The following is a 15,529-nucleotide window of genomic DNA, read 5'->3' on the forward strand; positions in this document are numbered from 1 at the left end:
CGGGCCACCGGCTTTGACATCCGCCGCTACAGATCACACCCCACCGGCCCGCCGTGCGGGCCGCCGCTGTGCTCGGGGCTCGGGGCTGCGCTCCTGCCTTCGGCCCGCGCCGCCCCGGCCCCGGCCCTGCGGCACCGAAGCTGCCACGAGGTGATTGCTACACGCTGTGCCCCGCCCAAGAACACCCCCGGAACGATCAGCGATTCCCCTTGCCTGCCGACATCACCGCCGAGACGCCCACCGAGATCCCGCACAGCCGCGACCAGGAGACCGAAGGGTGCGCCGACCGGCCGCACCAAGGCCCGAACCCGGGGGGGGCACTGCCCACGCTGGGAGCTCCCGCAAGGAGCGGGGCGGGGTGCGGGGGGTCAGGGGTAGGGAGGGTGGGTGGTGGGGGCGGCCGGTTCCACGGCTTTAGGCAGCCACCTTGGGGCGAGCCTCTAAGATCGGGGCTCACTTCGGGCTATTGCGGGCAGGTCAGGAGACTGCCCGAGTCGCGGCAAGCTTACGAGCCCCGATCTCTCGCCCCAAGGCAGCTCCCGCCCAAAGCCGCTCCACCAGCCTCACGCCGTCAAGCCCCGTACAGCAGCGAAGTACAGCAACCCCGGCAACCGGCAACGACCAGCTATGACCTTTCCCGGTCCCGCTGTGACTGGATCAACCACTTTCAGCCGATCTCTGTAGAGCTTGTAAACAGAAGGTCGTCGGTTCGAATCCGACAGGCGGCTCCGCAGGTCAGAGGCCCCGTACCCGGAGTGGGACGGGGCCTCTTTCGTGCCGTTCAAGGGCCGGGGGAGGAGCCGGTGGGCTGGGTGAGGTGGGGAGTGGGGCTCGGAGTCGATGGGGTTCAGGCGTTTCGCAAGGTGGGCCGGACAGCCGTGGTGACATCGGGCGGCAGCACGGGCTCGGCGTCGGCGCCGAGTCCGTGCTTGGTGTGCGGCTGGTTGGTGGTGACCACGAGGGGCGTTCCCGGGGTGTCCGCGTGCTCAACCGCGAAGGTGCACGGCGACCAGGCCGGCCCCTGGGGTACGTCGGCCTGTCTCTCAGCCGCCAGCGGTAGGCCGTGCCGTCGACGGTGATCCGTCGTGATCCCTCGCGGGCCAGTGCCATGGCGCCCCCTCAACAGCGCCGATGCCGGCGAACGCGGCACCGCCGTCAGGTTCCGCAGCAGGTCGACGGGGTGGGGGTCGACGGGGTGGGTGGGGCGTCGGACTTGACGGTGTAGATCTCCCAGGGTTCCTTGCCGGGGCCGTGGACCCAGACCTTGTCCTGGAGCGCGTAGCAGCAGGTGGTGTCGTTCTCCTCGAAGGTGGCCAGGCCGGCGTTCTTGAGGCGCTCGGTGGCGGCGGTGACCTGGGAGGTCTCCTCGACCTCCACCCCGAGGTGGTCCAGGCGGGTGTCCTGGCCTTCCGCGCCCTTGATCAGGACGAGCTTCAGTGGTGGCTCGTCGACGATGAAGTTCGCGTAGCCGGGGCGGCGCTTGGCCGGTTCGACGCCGAAGAGCTTGGAGTAGAAGACCACCGATCCTTCCAGGTCCGCGACGTTCAGGGCGAGCTGTACGCGTGACATGACGAGCCTCCAAACAGGCTGTATTGATGTCCTTCGATGCCTAGCTTGCGCCTTGTATCGAAGAACGTCAACATAGAGGCATGTCGAAACAAGAGCTTGAGGTGCTCGGCCAGGACGTCGAAGGCTGCTGCCCGGCGCTGCTGACGGCCCCGCTGGGCGAGGACCAGGCCACGGAGCTGGCGAAGGTGTTCAAGGCCCTGGGGGATCCGATCCGGCTGCGGCTGCTGTCGATGATCGCGTCCCGGGCGGGCGGGGAGATCTGCGTCTGCGAACTGACCCCGGCCTTCGATCTGTCCCAGCCGACGATCTCCCACCACCTCAAGCTGCTGCGGCAGGCCGGACTCATCGACTGTGAGCGGCGCGGCACGTGGGTGTACTACTGGCTTCTCCCCGAGATGACCGACCGCCTCGCGGGCATCCTCACCCGCCCCGCGGGCACCCCGCCGCCGCACGCCTCGGGCACCCCGCTGCCCCAGCGCACGGGCACCCCCTCATGAGCGCCAAGGCGTCGGCCAAGGTGCCGTCCAAGGCGTCCGTCGACGGTGACGGGGCGGTGGCCGGGAAGCTGTCCTTCCTCGACCGGTGGCTGGCCGTGTGGATCCTGGCGGCGATGGCGGCCGGTCTGGGCCTGGGACGCGCCGTGCCGGGCCTGGGGGACGCGCTCGCGAAGGTGACCGTCACCGGCGTATCGCTGCCGATCGCGCTGGGCCTGCTGGTAATGATGTATCCGGTCCTGGCCAAGGTCCGCTACGACCGGCTGGAGTCCGTCACCCGCGACCGGCGGCTCCTGCTGCCCTCCCTGCTGCTGAACTGGGTGCTCGGCCCGGCCGTGATGTTCGCCCTCGCGTGGCTCTTCCTGCCGGACCTGCCCGAATACCGCACCGGGCTGATCATCGTCGGCCTCGCGCGCTGTATCGCCATGGTCATCATCTGGAACGACCTGGCCTGCGGGAACCGCGAGGCCGCCGCCGTACTCGTCGCGCTCAACAGCGTCTTCCAGGTGTTCGCGTTCGCCGCGCTGGGCTGGTTCTACCTGAGCGTGCTGCCCGGCTGGCTCGGTCTGGAACAGGCCGCGCTGGAGGTGTCGGTGTGGGAGATCGCCCGCAGCGTGCTGATCTTCCTCGGCATCCCGCTCGCGGCCGGATTCGCGACCCGGCGCCTGGGCGAGAAGGCCAGGGGACGCGACTGGTACGAGGCCAAGCTGATCCCGCGCATCGGCCCTTTCGCGCTGTACGGGCTGCTGTTCACCATCGTCGTCCTCTTCGCGCTGCAAGGGGAGGCGATCACTTCCAAGCCCCTGGACGTCGTCCGGATCGCGCTGCCCCTGCTGGTCTACTTCGCGCTCATGTGGGCCGGGTCCATGGCCCTGGGCCGAGCGGTGGGGCTGGACTACCCGAAGGCCACGACGCTGGCCTTCACCGCGGCGGGCAACAACTTCGAGCTGGCCATCGCCGTCGCCATCGCCACTTTCGGCGCCACCAGCGGCCAGGCCCTCGCGGGAGTCGTCGGCCCCCTCATCGAGGTGCCCGTCCTCATCGGCCTCGTCTACGTGGCGCTGGCCAGCCGTCGCTTCTTCCCCGCGTCGAGCGACGGCCCCAGCTCCAGCGCCGACGCGGACGTCGACGCCGTGCCGCCCCCTCCCGACAAGGATTCCGTACGTGCCTGACTCAGTGCCCACGAAGCCGTCCGTCCTGTTCGTGTGCGTGCACAACGCCGGACGCTCCCAGATGGCCGCCGCCTTTCTCGCCGACCTCGCGGGTGACCGGGTCGAGGTCCGCTCGGCCGGTTCCGCCCCCGCCGACCAGGTCAACCCGGCCGTGGTGGAGGCCATGGGCGAGGCGGGGATCGACCTCGCACACGCCCGTCCGAAAGTGCTCACCACGGACGCGGTGCACGCTTCCGACGTGGTGGTGACCATGGGGTGCGGCGACGCCTGCCCCGTCTTCCCCGGCAAGCGGTATCTCGACTGGTCCCTGGCGGACCCCGCCGGGCAAGGCGTCCGGGCCGTCAGGCCGATCCGCGACGAGATCGAGCGGCACGTCCGCGACCTGCTCACCGAACTCGGCGTCGAGACCGGGGGCGTCGAGACCGGGACCGAGCAGCCTCGCGCCTGACAGCGCCGCGCACCAGAACGGTCCCGCTGCCCCGCGTACGGGGGCGACGGGACCGTACGGTCCAGCGCGTGATGCCGGTGCTGGTGCTGGTGCCAGTACCGGCACCAGCACCAGCACCCGTGTTAGTTCGTCGCCGGAGCCGACAGCTCCTGGCCGAACGCGGCGTCCGTCGCCGGGGAGCCGAGGTCGTCCGGGCCGAAGAGGGCTGAGCCCTCGGCGGTCAGGCCGTCGGCGCCCGCGTACAGGAGAGCCACCGCGCCGGAGCCCTCGCCCTTGCTCGGCGCGCCGACGGCGAGGTCGGGCTTGCCGTCGCCGTTGTAGTCGGCCGGAGAGACGGACTCGCCGAAGTGGTCGTTGCCCTCCATCTCACCGGGGACGCCCTCGGTGTCGAGGGAGAAGGTCTGGGAACCCTCGTCGGTCAGCCAGTTCTCGCTGCCCTTGAAGACGCTGATCTCACCGGCGTTGTTGTAGCCACCGGGCGCCTCGGCGGCGGTGTTGCCGACGACGAGGTCGTCGTGGCCGTCACCGTTGATGTCGGCGAGGCGGGAGGCCTCGCCCTCCTGCTCCGGACCCTTCCAGTCCACCGGGTTGGCGGTGTCCATGCCGCCGGCGGTGCCGGGGTAGGTGCGCAGCTTCTGCTCGGTCGGGCCGTCCGAGAAGCCGGTGTCCGTGACGACGTCGTCCTTGCCGTCGCCGTTGATGTCGCCCACGACGGCGCGGTACTGGCCGAACCACAGCGAGACGGTCTTGCCCAGCGGGGTGCTCTTGATGCCCGTCGACGAGCCGGGCAGCACCCCGAGCGTGCCCTCGTCCGAGGGGGAGTCCTGGGACGCGACGCTGACGAGGTCGGCGAAGCCGTCGCCGTTGATGTCGCCGGAGGCCAGGTGCCCGATGCTGACGCCGCCGCCGGGCGGGGTCACGGCGGCCATCTTCGGGGTGGCGGTGTCCCGCAGGTTCGCGGCGCCGTTGACGAGCTGGACCTTCTCGCGGTCGGAGACGGCGATGTCGGCCCGGCCGTCGTGGTTGAAGTCGCCCACCGCGATCTTGTCGCCGAAGTGCGCGTTCTCGGTGACCTTCGGCGAGTGGAAGGCGATCGCGTCGCTCGACAGGCCGCTCTTGGAGCCGAAGACGACGGTGACGGAACCGGCCTGCTTGGTGCTGCCGATGGCCTCACCGTCCGCGCCGATGATCAGGTCCGAGTAGCCGTCCCCGTCCACGTCGCCGCGCACCACGGAAGAGCCGAAGTGGTCCTTGGCCTCGGGGGTGCCGGGAACGCCAGGGCTGGCCTGGGTCAGGCTGAGGTGCCGGGCGGTGTCGACGCCGGTCCCGGAGCCGTACGTCACGCCTACGTAGCCCGCCTTGGACTTCCCGGAGGCGGTGCCGTCGGGCGCGCCGACGCCGAGGTCGGCGTGGCCGTCGCCGTCGATGTCGCCCGCGGTCTTCGCCGCCTTGGCGGCTGCGGTGGAGAGCTGGTTCTGGGCCGACCCGTCGCTGTCCGTTCCTGCGGCGTTGGCACCGGCTGCGACGGCCGCCACCACCGCGGCGCCCACAGCGCCCGCCATCAGGCCCCTGCTTCGATTGCGCACAAATCCTCCATAGACTCACGCATCGGTCGTCCTCTTTGATCCGGCCACCCCTGCGGCCCCCACAGGCGGAACGGAAAGGACTGCTGACATAGACAAGTCCGGACGCTGAACGGTTGCGGAAGCGACAGAAGAATTCGAAGAGCAACAGGTTCACTCAAGTTGCGCGTAAGGGACGCGCAGGCCAGAGCGGCTGGCGCGACGCGGCCGGGCGGGGACTATGACGACGGTCACCATGCCCCTCGGGGTGGCGGGGGAGCGTCACGCTCCACTTCGGGCGCAGGACGGCCGGGGCGGCCGGGGCGGTCAGGACGGCGTGGTCAACTCCCCGCCTCCTTGCGGAGCTTGCGGACGTCGGCACGGGAGAGGCCGCTGACGCGGCCGACCTCGGAGGGGTCGGCGCCCGCACGGAGTGCTTCCAGCGCTTCGGTACGGAGGTCTTCGCGGGCCGCGTTCAGGGCGGCCTCCGCCTCGCGGTGACGCTTGGCCGCGAGTTCCAGTTTCGGGTTCTCCATGAATGTCGCGTTCCCCTCGCCCGGGCCCGCGACGCCGGTGGGAGAAGCGCGCGGCGTTGTTACGCTGCGCCGCATGGGGGTGGTGTGCGTGCGGTGGGGGTGGAGACAGGGGCGCGGGCGGAGGGTTCGCGCGTCGGTCGCGTCGGTCGCGTCGGTCGTGGTGACGGTCGTGACGGCTGTGGCGGTGACGTCGGCCGTCGCGGTGGCCGCGCCCGCCCCGGCGTTCGCGAGCGCCGACCGGGCCGCGAGCAGCGGCTTCGTGGCGGCGTCCGGGTGGCGTGGCGGCAAGGTGGCGTGGTCGGCGCGCGGTGAGTATCTGAAGGTGCGGGACACCAGGGCCGACGGCTACGCCTTCGTCGTGACCGCGAACGACACCCGCCACCCCCGCGCCCGCAAGACGTGCCGGGCCCCGCGCAGGGGCCAGACCCGGGTCTGCAACCTCTCGTTCCCCGAGCACCGCAAGATCCGCCTCGTCGCCAGCCTTCAGCGAGGCGGCACCGTCAAGTACGCGGGCTCGGCGCGCGTGCGCTCCTGACGGCTCGCGGCTGGCTGCTGGCGGCTCGCGGCTACTGCCCCATCACGTAGCGGACCGCCGGCCCCAGGGGAGCAGGACGACCTTGCCGACCGTGCCGCGATTCTGGAGCGCGTGATGGGCCGCCGCGGTCTCGTCGAGCGGGAACGTCCGGACGAGCGGGACGAGGACGCCGCGCCCCGCGTACGCGAGCGCCCGCTCCTCCAGGGCGCGCCGCCGCTCCAGCATCTTCCGCCCCTCCAGGGGGACGATCGTGATGCCGCGGTCCTCCCCCGCCTCCCCGGGCGGTTCGGACGCGGCGGACGCGGCGGACGCGCTGAACACGGTGGAGGAACTGCCGTAGGTGAAGGCGGTGCCGCCGGGTGCGACGAGGTCCAGTGCCGCGTGTCCGAGGGAGCCGCCGACGCCGTCGAAGAGGTGGCTGACGGGCCGTTCGTCGCGCAGTTCGGCGCGCACGCGGCCGGCCCAGTCCGGCCTGCCGTAGTCGAGAGCGAGGTCGGCGCCCAGGTCCCGCACGATCGCGGCCTTCTCCGCCCCGCCCGCCGCGCCGACGACGCGGGCGCCCCTGTGCCGCGCGTACTGGGTGAGCAGCGCGCCCATGCCGCCCGCGGCCGAGAGCACGAGGACGGTGTCACCGGGGCCCGGCTCGTGGCCCTCGACGACGCCCATGACGGTGCGCCCGGTGCCGATCATGGCAACGGCGTGGGCCTCGGAGAGCCCGTCGGGGAACGTTGAAGTCGAGGGGTGCGGGGGCGGGCGCGGGTCAGGGGGACTGTCAGTGGCGGGGTGCACGATGAGGGGATGGCGAGGACGAGGGTGTCGAGGACGGCGGGCGGGGAAGCGCGGACGGACGCACGGGCGCGTGCGGTGGGCAGACCCAGGCGGCCGGAGATCGGCCTGCCCGTGCTGCGGCCCCACGAGGAGGCGGGGCTGAGCCCTGACGGGGACTACGACGGAGTGGGCTTCACGGATCTCGATCTGAGCGGCGCCGACGGCGCGGGGGCCACCTTCCTGGACTGCGGGCTGTACCGCTGCGCGCTGGACGAGGCCCAGCTCGAACGGGCCCGGTTCATCGACACGGTGGCGGAGGGCGTGTGGGGCGTCGGCACGGGGCTGGCGCGCGCCGAGATACGGGACGTGGAGCTGGCCGACGCGCGGCTCGGCGGCACCCAACTGCACGGGGCGCGGCTGACGCGGGTGCTGGTGCGGGGCGGGAAGATCGATTTCCTGAATCTGCGGCAGTCCACGCTGAAGGACGTCACCTTCGAGGGCTGCGTCCTGATCGAGCCGGACTTCTCGGGTGCCTCGCTGGAGCGGGTCGCCTTCCCGGGGTGCGTGGTGAGAGGGGTGGACTTCGGGCAGGCGAAGCTCAAGGACGTGGATCTGCGCGATGCCGCCGAACTGGACATCGCCGCGGGCGTCGACCGGCTCTCGGGCGCCGTGATCAGCTCGGCCCAGCTCGTGGACCTGGCCCCGGCCTTCGCCGCCCAGGTGGGGGTGCGGGTGGAGGGGTGAGGCCGCTGGGGCGGGGGTGTCGGGTCGAGCCGACGGGACGGGCCGGGCTGTCGGGACGGGGCGACGGGACGGGTCGGGCCGACGGGGGTCAGACGCGGGGGAAGCGGGCCTGGAGGTCCCAGATCACCGGGTTGTCGTCGAGCCCGTCGTGCATGTCCGTGAGGTCGGCGAGGAGGTCGTGCAGGAAGTCGCGGGCCTCCCTGCGCAGGGTGGAGTGCTGGAAGGAGAGCGGGGGCTCGTCGGCCGGTGACCAGTCGGCCGTGATCTCCACCCATCCGAAGCGGCGCTCGAAGAGCAGGCAGTCCGTGCTCTCGGTGAAGTCCAGCTCGGCCCGCACGGGTCCGGGCGCACGGCTGCCCCGAGGGTCCTTGTCGAGGCGCTCGACGATGTCGCACAGGGCCCACGCGAAGTCGAGCACGGGCAGCCATCCCCAGGCTGTGGACAGTTCGGCGTCGGCCTTCGTGTCGGCGAGATACACGTCCCCGCAGAAGAGATCGTGCCGCAGCGTCCGTACGTCCGCTGTGCGGTAGTCCGTCTGCGGAGGGTCGGGGAAGCGGCGGGAGAGGGAGTAGCCGATGTCGAGCACGCTCCCGATGGTGTCACGGGGGCTCGGGGGGTCATGGGTGCCATGGGTGCCAGGGGGGTTCATCCGGTTCGTCCCCCGTAAACGAACATTCGTGCACAACCTTCCAACGCTCCCGCACAAGCTCTACCGTTGCTTCGCTCGCGCCTTCCGACGCGGGCGCGACGAATGAAAAGGAACAGCGCGGAAGGAACGGTTTCGGTCCAGCGAGGACGGAGGACGGAACAGTGAGCCATCTGCCAACCCGCCAGAGACGACTGATCAGTTCGCTTGCGGTCACCCTGATCTGTGGAGCGGGGCTGTACGCCCCCTCGGCCACCGCCGCGCCCCAGGCGGCCCCGGCCCCCGCGTCTGACGCGGGCGCGTTCACGGGCGAGGCGAAGGGCGGGCCGAAGCGCGGACTCGCCCGCACGCCCCCCATGGGCTTCAACAACTGGAACGCCACCCACTGCCGCCCCGAGTTCAACGAGGCGATGGTCAAGGGCATCGCCGACATCTTCGTCGAGAAGGGGCTCAAGGAAGCGGGCTACGAGTACGTCAACCTCGACGACTGCTGGGCCCTCCCGCAGCGCGACGCCGACGGCAAGCTGGTGCCCGACCCGGTCCGGTTCCCCAACGGGATCAAGGCGGTCGCCGACTATGTGCACTCCAAGGGCCTGAAGATCGGCATCTACACCAGCGCCGGCACCAAGACCTGCAACCGGAACGGCTTCCCCGGCGCACTCGGGCACGAGGAGAGCGACGCCCAGCAGTTCGCGGACTGGGGCATCGACTACCTCAAGTACGACAACTGCAACAACCAGGGCGTCCCGGCCCAGGAGCGCTACGCGGCGATGGACAAGGCGCTGAAGAAGACCAAGCGCGACATCGTCTACAGCATCTGCGAGTGGGGCCAGAACAAGCCGTGGGAGTGGGCGGCGAAGTACGGCGAGCTGTGGCGCACGACGGGCGATATCAGCGACAACTGGGGCAGCATGCTCGGCATCATGAAGCGGAACCTGCCGCTGGCCCCGTACGCCGGGCCAGGCCACTGGAACGACCCCGACATGCTGGAGGTCGGCAACGGCGGCATGACCGACACGGAGTACCGCACCCACTTCTCCATGTGGTCGATCATGGCCGCGCCGCTCCTCATCGGCTCCGACCTGCGCACGGCGACCGACGCGACGTACGAGATCCTCGGCAACAAGGAGGTCATCGCCGTCGACCAGGACAAGCTGGGCAAGCAGGGCAGCGTGGTCTCCTCCGAGGAGGGGCGCTGGGTCGTCGCCAAGGAACTCAAGGACGGCAGCCGCGCCGTCGCGCTGTTCAACGAGTCCGAGCAGGAGCAGACGATCTCCACGACGGCGGCCGACGTGGGGCTGCCCGAGGCCGATTCGTACACGCTGCGCGATCTGTGGAAGCACGAGGACGCGAGCGGCGACGGCACGATCGAGGCGACGGTCCCGGCGCACGGGACGGTGCTGCTGAAGGTGTCGGCCGAGGACTGAGGTCGGTTCGTCCGCCGAGCGCTCGGGCCCGGGACGCCCCGGTGCCAGGCTCGGCCGTACGGCTGACGGCCGCACCCCGCACCCCGCACCCCGGCGCTCCGCGTGGAGCGAGAAGGCCGCCCGGCCCCGTGTGCTCGGGTCGGGCGGCCTCCGTGGCGTCCGGGATGCGCCCGGGAACCCGCGTGTCGCGGGCCCCGAACCGGACGACTGGTGCTGCGCGGGCTCCGGCCCGACGTCGGTCAGCCGTGTGGAACACGGCGTACGGACGTCGGACCTGGGGCCCGGCAGTCGGGATCAGACACTGGCCGGCCATTGGCCAGAATCAGGCGTCGGTCCGGATCAGACGTTGACGCCGAAGTCCTGGGCGATGCCGACGAGGCCCGCGGCGTAGCCCTGGCCGACGGCCCGGAACTTCCACTCGGCGCCGTTGCGGTACAGCTCGCCGAAGACCATGGCGGTCTCGGTGGCGGCGTCCTCGCTCAGGTCGTAACGCGCGATCTCCGTGCCGCCCGCCTGGTTGACGATGCGGATGAAGGCGTTGCGCACCTGGCCGAAGTTCTGGCTGCGCGTCTCGGCGTCGTAGATCGAGACCGGGAAGACGATCTTCTCGATCTCGGCGGGGAGGGCGGCGAGGTTGACGTTGATCTGCTCGTCGTCGCCCTCGCCCTCGCCGGTGACGTTGTCGCCGGTGTGGACGATGGACTGGTCAGGCGTCGCCTTGTTGTTGAAGAAGATGAAGTGCTGGTCGGAGTAGACCTTGCCGCTGGGGTTCACCGCGATGGCGCTCGCGTCGAGGTCGAAGTCCGTACCCGTGGTCGTGCGGACGTCCCAGCCGAGGCCGACCGTGACGGCGGTCAGGCCCGGTGCCTCCTTGGTGAGCGAGACGTTGCCGCCCTTGGACAGGCTTACAGCCATGGGGATGCCCTTTCGTAGTGAGGTACTGAAGAGGGGTCGGTGTCCTCCACCCTGCACAACGCGGACGGGGGACGGGCGGGTTCCAGATTCTTTGCGTTCTTTACGTTTCACTCGCGCGCCCCGCCCCGCGCGCCCCGTATCGCCCTGCGCGCCCCGCCCCCGCGCGGACCGTCCCGCCGCGAAAAGGCGGTGACGAGGGCGCGCGGAGGCGGGATCATGGGACTCATGTCCGGTCCCTACGTCATCCGTGGTGCGGTCTCCCTGCCGGAGGCCGAGCTGTCGTGGCGTTTCTCGCGCTCCTCGGGCCCCGGCGGCCAGCACGTCAACACCAGCGACAGCCGCGCGGAGCTGCGCTTCGACCTCGCGGCCACCGAGGCGCTGCCCGAGGTGTGGAAGGAGCGCGCGCTGGAGCGGCTCGGCCCGCGGCTGGTGGACGGGGTGCTGGTCGTGCGCGCGGGCGAGCACCGTTCCCAGTGGCGCAACCGCGAGACGGCGGCCACCCGCATGGCCGCACTGCTCGCGGAGGCGACGGCGCCGCCGCCGCGCCCCCGCCGCAAGAAGAAGGTCTCGCGCGGGGCCAACGAGCGGCGGCTGCGGAGCAAGCAGCAGCGCGGCGATCTGAAGCGCGGCCGCTCGGGCCGCGACTGGACCTGACCCGCCCGCTCCCCTCCACGGGCCCCGGGCGCGGCCCGGATGGGCTCAGGCGAGCGAACGGTACCGGCCACGGAAGTACACCAGCGGCCCGCTCTCCTTCGCGTGCGGAAGCGTCGTCGACAGGACGCGCGCGATGACGAGGGTGTGGTCGCCCGCGGGCACGCGCTGTTCCGTGCGGCACTCGACCATGGCCAGCGCGTCCGTCACCAGGGGCGCGCCCGTGGCCTCGCCGAGGGTGTGGGGCAGCTCCCGGTAGAGCAGCCGGTCGTTGAGGCGGCCCTTCATCGAGAAGCGGTCGGCGGTCTGCCGCTGGCCGTCGTTCAGCAGGGAGGCGGCCCACAGGGGCTGGCGCTCCAGCAGCTCGTCCATCCGTGAACCGTCGCGGACGCTGACCATGACCAGGGGAGGGTCGAGGGAGACGGACATGAACGCGGTGGCGGTCATGCCCACGGGCTCGCCGCGGGGGCCTTCCTCCGGGTCGTACGCCGAAACCAGCACCACGCCGGCCGCCAGCCGCGCCATGGCGGCCCGGAACTCGTCCTCGCTCACCCCACCAGCATGGGGCATCGGAGAGGAGGAGGGAGAAGAGGCGGCAGGGGCGGAAGAGGGGGGAGTCGGCACCGTCTGTTGCTGTTGCGCTGCGTTGGACACGTCAAGAACGCTAACCGGAATGGGTGAGTGGACACATCGGACGCAGGAACCAGGCGGGTCCTAGGCCCCTCGTGAGGCGTACCCGGAAGCCGACCCCCCGATCGGCCGTTATCTCCCGCCAAGCCCCGTTATGTCGGTGGGGTGTGAACGGTACGGAGAGGGGGACGCGAGGGAGCACGCACCGGCGCGCGAAGGGGGCGCATTGGGTGGCGTACTGGTGAGTTCATGTACGGACGTCATGATGCCCTGACATGCCTCGGAAGGCCCGTGACCAGCGGAGACCATTCGGGAAGCGCTTCCACGTAACGCACCCAACCAACCCTGGATTCTTGTGACTTGAGTCACAGAGGGCATTAATTGTTGACCCTGTGTACCGGGTGAACAGCTCGCTGTGATTCAGTGGCCCGTGGCAGTCGGACAATGACGTCCCGCGAACACCTGGAGTTGACGACCGAGGCTCAGGGGGAGGGCGATGGAAACCGAGTCGGAGCCCTATGTCCGCCTCGCCAGTCTGCGTCAGCTACACCAGGTGGTGGCACAGCTCAACACCGCCCGCAGTCTCGCCGACACCCTCCAGACCGTCGCCGACGGCGTCGTGGAGGGGCTCGGCTTCGAGATAGCCGCGGTCAATCTCGTACGGCCCGACGGCGATCTCGTCGTCGCCGCCGTCGCCGGGAGCGCCGGGGCAGAGGCGATGATGGCGGGCCGGGTCGGCTCGCGTGCCTCCTGGGACCGCCGCCTCTCGATGGGCGAGAAGTGGGGCGAGCTGCGCTTCATCCCGTACACCGAGGGCTGGGTCCTCGACGATGACGACGTGCCCCAGTGGCACCCCGCCGGGCCCGCGCCCCGCTTCTCGGACGAGTGGCACCCCATGGACCGCCTCTTCGCCCCGCTCTACGCCTCCGACACCGAACTCCTCGGCGTGCTCTCCGTCGACAAACCCCGCAACGGGCGGCGCCCGGGCGCGTGGGGGCGCGAGGCGTTGCAGATGTACTCCTTCCAGGCCGCCATCGCCCTCACCAACGCCCGCCTGCGCTCCAACATGCAGCGCGCGCTGGTCAGGCTGGAGCGCGAGCAGTCGGCGCTGCGGGCCAGTGAGGAGAGCTTCCGGCAGGCGTTCGAGTACGCGCCCAGCGGCATGGCCGTCGCCGAGATGGGCGGTGACCAGCACGGACGCCTGATCCGCACCAACGACGCGCTGTGCCGCCTGCTGGGCCGCCCCGCCTCCGCGATGCGGCGCTACTCCTTCTCCGATCTCGTGCACCCCGAGGACATCGGCACCCTGCTGCGCACCTCGGCCGAGGGCGGCCGGGCCGAGCTGCGGCTGGCGCGGCGCGACGGCTCGTACGTGTGGGTCTCGCTCCGCAACTCCGTCGTCGCCGACGCGGCCGACGGACCGCGCTTCCTGCTCACCCACGTCGAGGACATCGAGGAGCGCAAGCGCCACGAGCTGCAACTCGCCCACCGCGCGAGCCACGACTCGCTGACGGGCCTGCCCAACAGCGCCGAGCTGCGCGCCCGCCTCAACAGCAGGCTCTGCGACAGCCCAGGCCCCACCCCGGGCCCGGGGCCCGCGATCTCCGGGCTGGTCGGCGGGGACCCGGGCGGGCACGCGTTCAGCACGGACGAGTTCGACGAGCTGGGCCTGGGCGGTACCGGAGGCATGGGCACCGGCATGGGCGGAGGACTGGGCACGGGCGTGGAGGGCGGCAACGGCGCGGCACCCAGCGGGGGCTACGCCGGGTACGACCACCACCACGTCCACATGGTGCCGCCCGAGGGCGACGGGCCGGGTGAGAAGGGTCTCGCCGTGCTCTTCTGCGACCTCGACGGCTTCAAGTCGATCAACGACCGTTTCGGCCACAACTGCGGCGACGCCGTCCTGGTCGAGGTCGCGCGCCGCCTCTCGGAGGGCGTGCGGGACAACGACACGGTGGCGCGGATGGGCGGCGACGAGTTCGTCGTCCTCGCCGACGGGCTGGGCCCGGCCGACGCGCAGGACCTGGCCGTGCGGCTGCGGAACGCGATCATCCCGCCCATCCGGGTCGACGGCCGCGCCGTCCGCGTCGGAGCCAGCTTCGGCATCGGCTGGGCGGGCTGCGGGATGACGGCCGAGGAAGTGCTCCAGTCCGCCGACCAGCGGATGTACGTCGAGAAGCGGTCCCGTTCGAAGGGGCAGCGCCGGGCGGGGTGACGCGAGGTGGCGCGGGAAGGACCGCGCGAACGGCCCCGGAGCCCCGTGACACCCCGTGGAACCCCGCGGACACGGCCCGTGGCCCTGGATGGCGAGATTCACAAGGCGTCCGCCCCCTGATCATTCCGGCGTTGGCAAGAGGGTCACCCCGGAGAGGTAGGCTCGGCCGGATACCTGACGCAGTAGGGAGTGACAGGGGATGACCGCCGAGAACAACGGCACGGGTGAGACGCCTGATCAGGGCGACGACCCGTTTGCCCATCTGTACCGCCAGGAAGGCGGTAACGGCTCGACGGTTCCGCAGTCCGGCGCACAGCGTGGTGTTCCCCGCCGCTCGTACAACCAGGTCCGCACGGTAGGCGAGCGCCAGTACGGCGGGCAGCAGGCCGCATACGGACAGCAGCAGTCCGCCTACGGGCAGCAGCAGCCCAGCGCGCACTACGCGGCGCCCGAGACCGTGCCGGGCGGCAGGGCCGCCACCCGCCAGAGCCAGCACCACGCGGGTGGCAACGGACACGGGAACGGCGGCGGACACGGCGACGGCGGCTACGGCCGAGGTGGCCGCAGCCGCAACGGGCTGCTGATCGGGGCCATCGCGGTCGTCGCGGCGGTCGTGATCGGTATCGGCGCGGCCATCGTCTTCAACAGCGACGACGAGTCCACGGGCGACCAGGCGGGCGGCAGCACGCCCAGCGCCTCCGCCGACGGCGGCGGCCAGGGCGAGCAGGACGAAGCGGACGACGGCAAGCAGCAGCAGAACTCGGGCCTCCCGCAGCAGGACGCGGCCAGCCTCCGCCTGGAGGGCGGCGCGGCCCCCGCGAAGGACACGAAGGGCGCGGAGGCCGACGGCGGCACGTACGTGGCGGGCTTCAACCAGGTCGGCGCGAAGGCCGTGTGGACCGTCAAGGCGCCGAAGGCCGGTGACTACCGGCTGTACGTGCGCTACGGCATTCCCGGCGAGGACGCGAACGCCACGGTGTCCGTGAACGGGAAGGCGAACGCGCAGCCGCTCGGGATGAAGAACTTCATCGGTTCGCCGAAGGGCAACTGGGAGAAGGGCTGGCAGACCACGTGGGCGCCGGTCACGCTCACCAAGGGCGAGAACACGGTCGAGATCGCCTGCGCCGAGGGCAACCAGTGCAACGCCTACCTGGACCAGGTCTCCCTGAAGCAGTCCTAGCCCTCAGGCGGGCCCGGCGGACCGGTGAAGCCCG

The 15,529-nt window shown here is 71.2% G+C and carries 15 protein-coding genes and 1 pseudogene; 9 read left to right on the forward strand and 7 right to left on the reverse strand.

Annotation, left to right across the window (positions count from 1 at the left end):
• Positions 1-1,155: 1,155 nt before the first annotated feature.
• Positions 1,156-1,569 carry an ArsI/CadI family heavy metal resistance metalloenzyme gene (locus tag ACWGJ2_RS05845; protein WP_453344717.1) on the reverse strand — a complete coding sequence of 138 codons (414 nt, stop codon included), beginning with the start codon at positions 1,567-1,569 and terminating at the stop codon, positions 1,156-1,158.
• A gap of 80 nt (positions 1,570-1,649) precedes the next feature.
• On the opposite strand from ACWGJ2_RS05845, the gene ACWGJ2_RS05850 reads away from it, so the two are divergent.
• Genes ACWGJ2_RS05850 through ACWGJ2_RS05860 form a run of 3 tightly spaced genes read left to right on the forward strand, consistent with a single transcriptional unit; the run spans position 1,650 to position 3,683 of the window.
• Positions 1,650-2,066 carry an ArsR/SmtB family transcription factor gene (locus tag ACWGJ2_RS05850; protein WP_453344718.1) on the forward strand — a complete coding sequence of 139 codons (417 nt, stop codon included), beginning with the start codon at positions 1,650-1,652 and terminating at the stop codon, positions 2,064-2,066.
• Entirely contained in the window at positions 2,063-3,235 is a 1,173-nt protein-coding gene (gene arsB, locus ACWGJ2_RS05855; RefSeq protein WP_453344719.1) for an ACR3 family arsenite efflux transporter, read from the forward strand. Before ACWGJ2_RS05850 ends, arsB begins: the two co-directional genes overlap by 4 nt.
• Positions 3,228-3,683 carry an arsenate reductase ArsC gene (locus ACWGJ2_RS05860; protein ID WP_453344720.1) on the forward strand — a complete coding sequence of 152 codons (456 nt, stop codon included), beginning with the start codon at positions 3,228-3,230 and terminating at the stop codon, positions 3,681-3,683. Before arsB ends, ACWGJ2_RS05860 begins: the two co-directional genes overlap by 8 nt.
• Positions 3,684-3,805: 122 nt before the next feature.
• Here the strand turns inward: ACWGJ2_RS05860 and ACWGJ2_RS05865 are convergent, their stop codons facing one another.
• Together ACWGJ2_RS05865 and ACWGJ2_RS05870 are read right to left on the reverse strand one after the other, a co-directional pair.
• Positions 3,806-5,269, reverse strand: a complete 1,464-nt coding sequence (locus ACWGJ2_RS05865) for an FG-GAP-like repeat-containing protein (RefSeq protein ID WP_453344721.1) — start codon at positions 5,267-5,269, stop codon at positions 3,806-3,808.
• 317 nt (positions 5,270-5,586) lie between these two features.
• Positions 5,587-5,781: a hypothetical protein gene (locus ACWGJ2_RS05870; protein WP_453344722.1), complete on the reverse strand. Its 195-nt coding sequence runs from the start codon at positions 5,779-5,781 to the stop codon at positions 5,587-5,589.
• A gap of 169 nt (positions 5,782-5,950) precedes the next feature.
• On the opposite strand from ACWGJ2_RS05870, the gene ACWGJ2_RS05875 reads away from it, so the two are divergent.
• The gene (locus ACWGJ2_RS05875; protein WP_453344723.1) at positions 5,951-6,316 is read left to right on the forward strand and encodes a hypothetical protein; all 366 of its coding nucleotides are present in this window, start codon (positions 5,951-5,953) and stop codon (positions 6,314-6,316) included.
• A 42-nt stretch (positions 6,317-6,358) separates the two neighbouring features.
• Here ACWGJ2_RS05875 and ACWGJ2_RS05880 read toward each other — a convergent pair whose 3' ends face one another.
• Positions 6,359-7,006 (reverse strand): zinc-binding dehydrogenase, encoded by a 648-nt coding sequence (locus tag ACWGJ2_RS05880; protein ID WP_453344724.1) that lies wholly within the window; start codon positions 7,004-7,006, stop codon positions 6,359-6,361.
• A 108-nt stretch (positions 7,007-7,114) separates the two neighbouring features.
• Here ACWGJ2_RS05880 and ACWGJ2_RS05885 point away from each other — a divergent pair, with 108 nt between their 5' ends.
• Complete coding sequence (locus tag ACWGJ2_RS05885; RefSeq protein WP_453344725.1) at positions 7,115-7,828, forward strand: pentapeptide repeat-containing protein; 714 nt, start codon at positions 7,115-7,117, stop codon at positions 7,826-7,828.
• Positions 7,829-7,916: 88 nt separating this feature from the next.
• Here the strand turns inward: ACWGJ2_RS05885 and ACWGJ2_RS05890 are convergent, their stop codons facing one another.
• Positions 7,917-8,414, reverse strand: a complete 498-nt coding sequence (locus ACWGJ2_RS05890) for a hypothetical protein (RefSeq protein ID WP_453344726.1) — start codon at positions 8,412-8,414, stop codon at positions 7,917-7,919.
• Positions 8,415-8,638: 224 nt separating this feature from the next.
• Between ACWGJ2_RS05890 and ACWGJ2_RS05895 the strand changes: the two are divergent.
• Positions 8,639-9,895: pseudogene (locus ACWGJ2_RS05895) on the forward strand (glycoside hydrolase family 27 protein); the annotation flags it as partial.
• 345 nt (positions 9,896-10,240) lie between these two features.
• On the opposite strand, the gene ACWGJ2_RS05900 reads toward ACWGJ2_RS05895, so the two are convergent.
• Entirely contained in the window at positions 10,241-10,816 is a 576-nt protein-coding gene (locus ACWGJ2_RS05900; RefSeq protein ID WP_453344727.1) for a TerD family protein, read from the reverse strand.
• A gap of 225 nt (positions 10,817-11,041) precedes the next feature.
• Between ACWGJ2_RS05900 and arfB the strand changes: the two genes are divergently transcribed.
• The gene (arfB, locus tag ACWGJ2_RS05905; RefSeq protein WP_453344728.1) at positions 11,042-11,470 is read left to right on the forward strand and encodes an alternative ribosome rescue aminoacyl-tRNA hydrolase ArfB; all 429 of its coding nucleotides are present in this window, start codon (positions 11,042-11,044) and stop codon (positions 11,468-11,470) included.
• Between the two features lie 45 nt (positions 11,471-11,515).
• Here the strand turns inward: arfB and ACWGJ2_RS05910 are convergent, their stop codons facing one another.
• On the reverse strand, positions 11,516-12,037 hold the full coding sequence (locus ACWGJ2_RS05910; RefSeq protein ID WP_453344729.1) for a flavin reductase family protein: 522 nt from the start codon (positions 12,035-12,037) through the stop codon (positions 11,516-11,518).
• A 556-nt stretch (positions 12,038-12,593) separates the two neighbouring features.
• On the opposite strand from ACWGJ2_RS05910, the gene cdgB reads away from it, so the two are divergent.
• On the forward strand, positions 12,594-14,315 hold the full coding sequence (gene cdgB / locus ACWGJ2_RS05915; protein WP_453344730.1) for a diguanylate cyclase CdgB: 1,722 nt from the start codon (positions 12,594-12,596) through the stop codon (positions 14,313-14,315).
• 199 nt (positions 14,316-14,514) lie between these two features.
• A complete protein-coding gene (locus ACWGJ2_RS05920; RefSeq protein WP_453344731.1) occupies positions 14,515-15,495 on the forward strand; it encodes a carbohydrate-binding protein in 981 nt (326 codons plus the stop codon).
• The last annotated feature ends 34 nt before the right edge of the window (positions 15,496-15,529 follow it).

The sequence above is a fragment of the Streptomyces sp. NPDC054796 genome, assembly GCF_053611545.1.